The organism is Mycobacterium sp. TH-M25 (genome assembly GCF_057473665.1).
In genome coordinates, this window is sequence record NZ_JBYCLA010000364.1 from 1 (window position 1) to 4,756 (window position 4,756).

Consider the following 4,756-nt stretch of genomic DNA (forward strand, 5'->3'; position numbering starts at 1 on the left):
AGCGACGAGATCATCAGCGGAAAGCGTTCGGTGACGCCGCCGGGGTGGATGCCGGACCCATGCAGTGTCACCCCGGCTTCGACGGCGGCGTCGTCCACCGCCCGGTGACGGGGGTTGCCGGGGTCGGGGTACACCCAGCCCACCGGGGTCACGACGTTTTTGCCGGACCGCAGGATCGCGATGACTTCGTCGTCGTTGGGAATCAGCGGGCTGTACATCACGCAATCGGCGTCGAGGGCCAGCAGCTCGTCCTTGCTGGAAGTGGCCGTGACACCGACTGATTCGATGCCCAGGATGTCGCCGACGTCGCGCCCGCTCTTGTCCGCGCTGTGCACCCAGCAGCCGGCGAGTTCCAGTTGGGGGTGGTTGAGCACGCATTGGATGGCCGCCTTACCGACGCCCCCGGTGGCCCATTGGATGACTCGCAACTTGGCGCCGTTGTTCATGCGTGGCACAGTATGACCGTCTGGCAGTCACTGTCAACGGCCCGCGAAGCTCCGTTGCGGCCGGCCCGAGTATTCCGACAGCGGCCGGATCAGTGCGTTGGAGCCGGCCTGCTCGATGATGTGAGAGGTCCAGCCGGTGATGCGGCTCATCACGAAAAGCGGTGTGAAGCTGGGGATGTCGAATCCCATCAGGTAGTAGGCTGGTCCGGTGGGGAAATCCAGGTTGGGCTTGAGGCCGGTTGTAGCGAACATCTCCGTCTCCAGAACCCGGTAGATGTCGAGCCAGCGCCCTCCGTCGCGCACGTTCGCAATGCGGACAAGTGCGTCCTTCATCGTCGGCACTCGGGAGTCGCCATTTTTGTAGACGCGGTGCCCGAAGCCCATCACTTTGTCCTTGCGCGACAGCTTGCCGTGCAACCACTCCGCGGCCCGTGGCGCATCGCCGATCTCGATCATGTCGTGCATGACCGCCTCGTTGGCCCCACCGTGCAGCGGGCCCTTCAGTGCGCCGATGGCCGCTGTCACCGCGCTGTAGATGTCGGACTGCGTCGACGTCACCACGCGCGCGGCGAATGTCGAGGCGTTGAAGCTGTGTTCGGCGTACAGAATCATCGATTGCTCGAACGCCGAGACGACGACCGGCTCGGGAACCTCGCCGAAGCACATGTGCAGGAAGTTCTCCGAGTAGCCGAGGTGGCTGTTCGGCGCGATCGGTGCCAGACCACGGCGGCGGCGCATGTCGATGGCCACGATGGTCGGCAGGACGGCGAACATCCGCAGCGATTTCGCGTAATTGGCCGACTCGGCGCTGTCGTCCTCGTCGGGGTCTTCAGCGCCCAGATAGCTGATCGCGGTGCGCACCACGTCCATCGGGTGGCAGTTGTCGGGCAGCTTGGCCAGCAGCGACTGCAGCGAGCGGTCGATCCGCCGGCTGGCCCGCTCGCGTTGGTTGAACAGCGCCAACTCGCCGTCGTTCGGGAGCTCGCCGTGCCACAGTAGATAGGCGACCTGCTCGAACGTGCAGTGTGCAGCCAGGTCCTGCACGGGATAGCCGCGATAGGTCAGCGAGTTGGTCTCGGGCACCACCTTGGAGATCGACGTGGTGTCGACGACGACACCGGCAAGTCCTTTGTGGATTTTCGGCTCGGCCGTGGCGACTGCGCTCATTGGCGTGAGCCTTTCACCTCGAAGTTGAAGATCTCGTCGTCGAATTGGTTGTAGTCGGCGTAGCGGAGCAACTCATACAGCCGCTGGCGGTGCTGCATGTGATCGAGCAGGCCGGATTGTGTTCCCTTTGAGTCGATTTCGCACAAACCCTCTTCTACCGCGAACATCGCCAATCGCAACGTGGTGACCGGGTAGATCACCACGTTGTAGCCGATGTCTGCCAGTTGCGACGTAGTCAGCAGGTCCGACTTGCCGAACTCGGTCATGTTGGCCAGCAACGGAACGTCCAGGGCGGCGCGGAATTTCTCGAAGTCGGCCGGCCCGGTCAGCGCCTCGGTAAAGATCAGATCGGCGCCGGCGTCGGCGTAGGCCCGCGCCCGAGCAACTGCGGCATCGACGCCTTCGATGCCGGCGGCGTCGGTGCGGGCACAGATGACGAAGTTCGGATCGCGGCGTGCGGCGACCGCGGCCCGAAGTCGCTTGACCATGTCGGCGGTCGGCACAACGGCTTTGCCGTCGAGGTGCCCACACCGCTTCGGGTTGACCTGGTCTTCGAGGTGGCAGCCGGCCAGCCCGGCGTCCTCGAGCAATGTCACGGTGCGCGCCGCGCTCATCGGTTCGCCGAATCCGGTGTCCGCGTCGATCAGTGTGGGCAGATCGGTGACCGCGGCGATCTGGCCGCCCCGCGCGGTGACCTCGGTCAAAGTGGTCAGCCCGATGTCGGGCAGACCGAGATCGGCGGACAACACCGCACCCGAGACGTAGATTCCCTCGAATCCGATCTGTTCCACGAGCTTGGCGACCAGCGGCGAGAAAGCCCCCGGGAAGCGTTGCAGCCGGGCGGAATCCAGCCCCGCTCGGAACACAGCCCGCTTGTCGGCGGCGCTGGATGACGCGGCCAGCAGACCTGTCATCGGAAAATCCCGGACCGGACTGACGAGTCTGCCGGCGCCAGCACTTCGGGCAACACCCGCACATTGAGCGCGACGAGGCCGCCGCCTTTCAGCGCGGCGACATCTTGAACAGCGCGCAGGAACCGTTGCTGTTCAACGGCATCCACCACCCCGTCCGCCAGGTGAGTGAATTTGCCGATGTACTGCTCGCGCCCGAACGGCCGGGCCCCCAGCGGATGCGCATCAGCGACTGCCAACTCGTCGGAGATGACGTCGCCGCTCTTGAGCATCACCTCCGCCCGGGCCCCGAATGCCTTCTCGGCCGGGTCGTTCGAGTGGTAACGGCGCGTCCACTCCGGGTCCTCGACAGTGGAGATCTTGTGCCACAACTCGACGGTGTCGGGCCGGTGTGCCCGCTCCGCGGTGTAGGAAAGTTCGTGATCCCAACTGCCGTCCTGCAGCGCGACCGCGAAAATGTAGGGCAGCGAGTGATCCAGCGTCTCCCGCGACGCATCGGGGTCGAACTTCTGCGGGTCCCCGGACCCGGTGCCGATTACGAAATGCGTGTGGTGGCTGGTGTGCAACACGACCGTCGCGATCTGGTCCAGATCGCCGATGCGCTCCCGCAGCCGGCGGGCCAAGTCGATGGGCGCCTGGCTCTGGTATTCGGCGGAATGTTCTTTGGTGTAGGTGTCCAGGATGGCCCGCTTGGGCTCGCCCGGCGCGGGCAGCGGCACCTCGTAGGTGTGCTCGGGCCCCGACAGCAGCCAGGAAATCACGCCGTCCTCACCCTCCCAAATCGGCGCGGGCGAGCCCTCGCCACGCATCGCGCGATCGACGGCCTCGATGCCGACCTTGCCGGCCAGCGCGGGCGCGAACGCCTTCCAGCTGGAGATGGCGCCCTTGCGGGATTGCCGGGTAGCGGTGGTCAGGTGCAGCGCCTGGCCGATCGCCTGGTAGATGGTGTCGACGTCGAGCCGCAGCATGGCGCCCAGCCCCGCGGCGACCGACGGGCCGAGATGCGCGACGTGGTCGATCTTGTGCTCGTGCAGGCAGATTCCCTTGACCAGGCCGACCTGGACCTCGTAGGCGGCGGCCAGGCCGCGGATCAGGTCGCTGCCGCGGACGCCGAGCTGCTGAGCGACCGCCACCAGCGGCGGGATGTTGTCGCCGGGGTGGGAGTACTCCGCGGCCAGAAAGGTGTCGTGGTAATCGAGTTCACGGACCGCGACGCCATTGGCCCAGGCCGCCCACTCGGCGGAGTAGCTGCCGTCGACGCCGAACACGGTCGCGCCCGACCGGGCGCGGTGGGCGAGGGCCTGTTGGCGCGCGGTGGTGACCGGCCGCCGGACGACAGAGGCGGCGCTGACTGCGGCGTTGTCGATGATGCGGTTGATCACCATCGCCTCGGTCTCCGGCGGCACCGCGACCGGGTCGGCCGCCACCTGGGCGATTTTGTAGGCCAGGTGCTCGGTGATCGGGAAGTCGTCGGCGCTGCGGTGGGTTCGAACCGGGTGGATCAACATAATTCGCACACTATGCAAACTCCACCGGAAGTGAAAGACCCAGCATATGCGTAATTTTGCGTCTCGGACGGGCGAATTTTGCGTACGTTGTGTACGCCATCGCGGGGTAACGTGTCAGCGGTGGCGAAGATCTTTTCGGGTCCCCGGCTGCGACGGCTGCGAAACGAGCGCGGCCTGAGCCAGGCCGCATTGGCCCGGACGTTGAACCTGTCCACCAGCTACGTCAATCAGCTGGAAAACGACCAGCGGCCGATCACCGTGCCGGTGCTGCTGGCCCTTACCGAGCGATTCGACCTGCCCTCGAACTACTTCTCCTCCGACTCCGACGCCCGACTGGTGGCTGACCTGTCGGATGTGTTCACCGCCAGCGCGCCGAACGACTCCGTCAGCTCAGCGCAGATCGAGGAACTCGTCGCCCGGATGCCCGAAGTGGGCCGCAACCTGGTCACCGTGTACCGACGGCTGCGTGATACCACCGAAGAGCTGGAGGCGTATCGCGCACATGCGACGACGGAAACACCGCTGCCCGCCGAGCGCCCGATGCCTTTCGAAGAGGTCCGTGACTTCTTCTACGACCGGAACAACTACGTCGGCGAACTCGACGTCGCGGCCGAGGAGATGTTCACCGAAACTGGAATGACCTTGGGCGGCTAGGATGTTCAGCTGTCGGGGCTGATGCGGGACCGATTCGGTGTACGGGTGGTGATCGACGCCGATCTCGGCG

3 protein-coding genes and 2 pseudogenes are annotated in these 4,756 nt (G+C 65.7%); 1 reads left to right on the plus strand and 4 read right to left on the minus strand.

Annotated elements, in window-relative coordinates; translation table 11 throughout:
- The 4 genes and pseudogenes from AC2VOU_RS12260 to prpD form a co-directional block, all read right to left on the minus strand.
- Positions 1 to 446 (minus strand): annotated as a pseudogene (locus AC2VOU_RS12260) (NAD(P)H-dependent amine dehydrogenase family protein); the annotation flags it as partial.
- Between the two features lie 33 nt (positions 447 to 479).
- Positions 480 to 1,613: a bifunctional 2-methylcitrate synthase/citrate synthase gene (locus AC2VOU_RS12265; protein WP_486957625.1), complete on the minus strand. Its 1,134-nt coding sequence runs from the start codon at positions 1,611 to 1,613 to the stop codon at positions 480 to 482.
- Positions 1,610 to 2,527 (minus strand): methylisocitrate lyase, encoded by a 918-nt coding sequence (gene prpB, locus AC2VOU_RS12270; protein WP_486957626.1) that lies wholly within the window; start codon positions 2,525 to 2,527, stop codon positions 1,610 to 1,612. The genes AC2VOU_RS12265 and prpB overlap by 4 nt, the downstream gene beginning before the upstream one ends.
- Complete coding sequence (gene prpD, locus AC2VOU_RS12275; protein WP_486957627.1) at positions 2,524 to 4,032, minus strand: 2-methylcitrate dehydratase PrpD; 1,509 nt, start codon at positions 4,030 to 4,032, stop codon at positions 2,524 to 2,526. The genes prpB and prpD overlap by 4 nt, the downstream gene beginning before the upstream one ends.
- A 111-nt stretch (positions 4,033 to 4,143) precedes the next feature.
- Between prpD and AC2VOU_RS12280 the strand changes: the two are divergent.
- Positions 4,144 to 4,683: pseudogene (locus tag AC2VOU_RS12280) on the plus strand (helix-turn-helix domain-containing protein); the annotation flags it as partial.
- Positions 4,684 to 4,756: the final 73 nt, after the last annotated feature.

Excerpts from the sequence above, each read along its gene's own strand:
- AC2VOU_RS12265 (WP_486957625.1), bottom strand. The coding sequence starts at position 1,613 with ATGAGCGCAGTCGCCACGGCCGAGCCGAAAATCCACAAAGGACTTGCC.
- prpB (WP_486957626.1), bottom strand. The coding sequence starts at position 2,527 with ATGACAGGTCTGCTGGCCGCGTCATCCAGCGCCGCCGACAAGCGGGCT.
- prpD (WP_486957627.1), bottom strand. The coding sequence starts at position 4,032 with ATGTTGATCCACCCGGTTCGAACCCACCGCAGCGCCGACGACTTCCCG.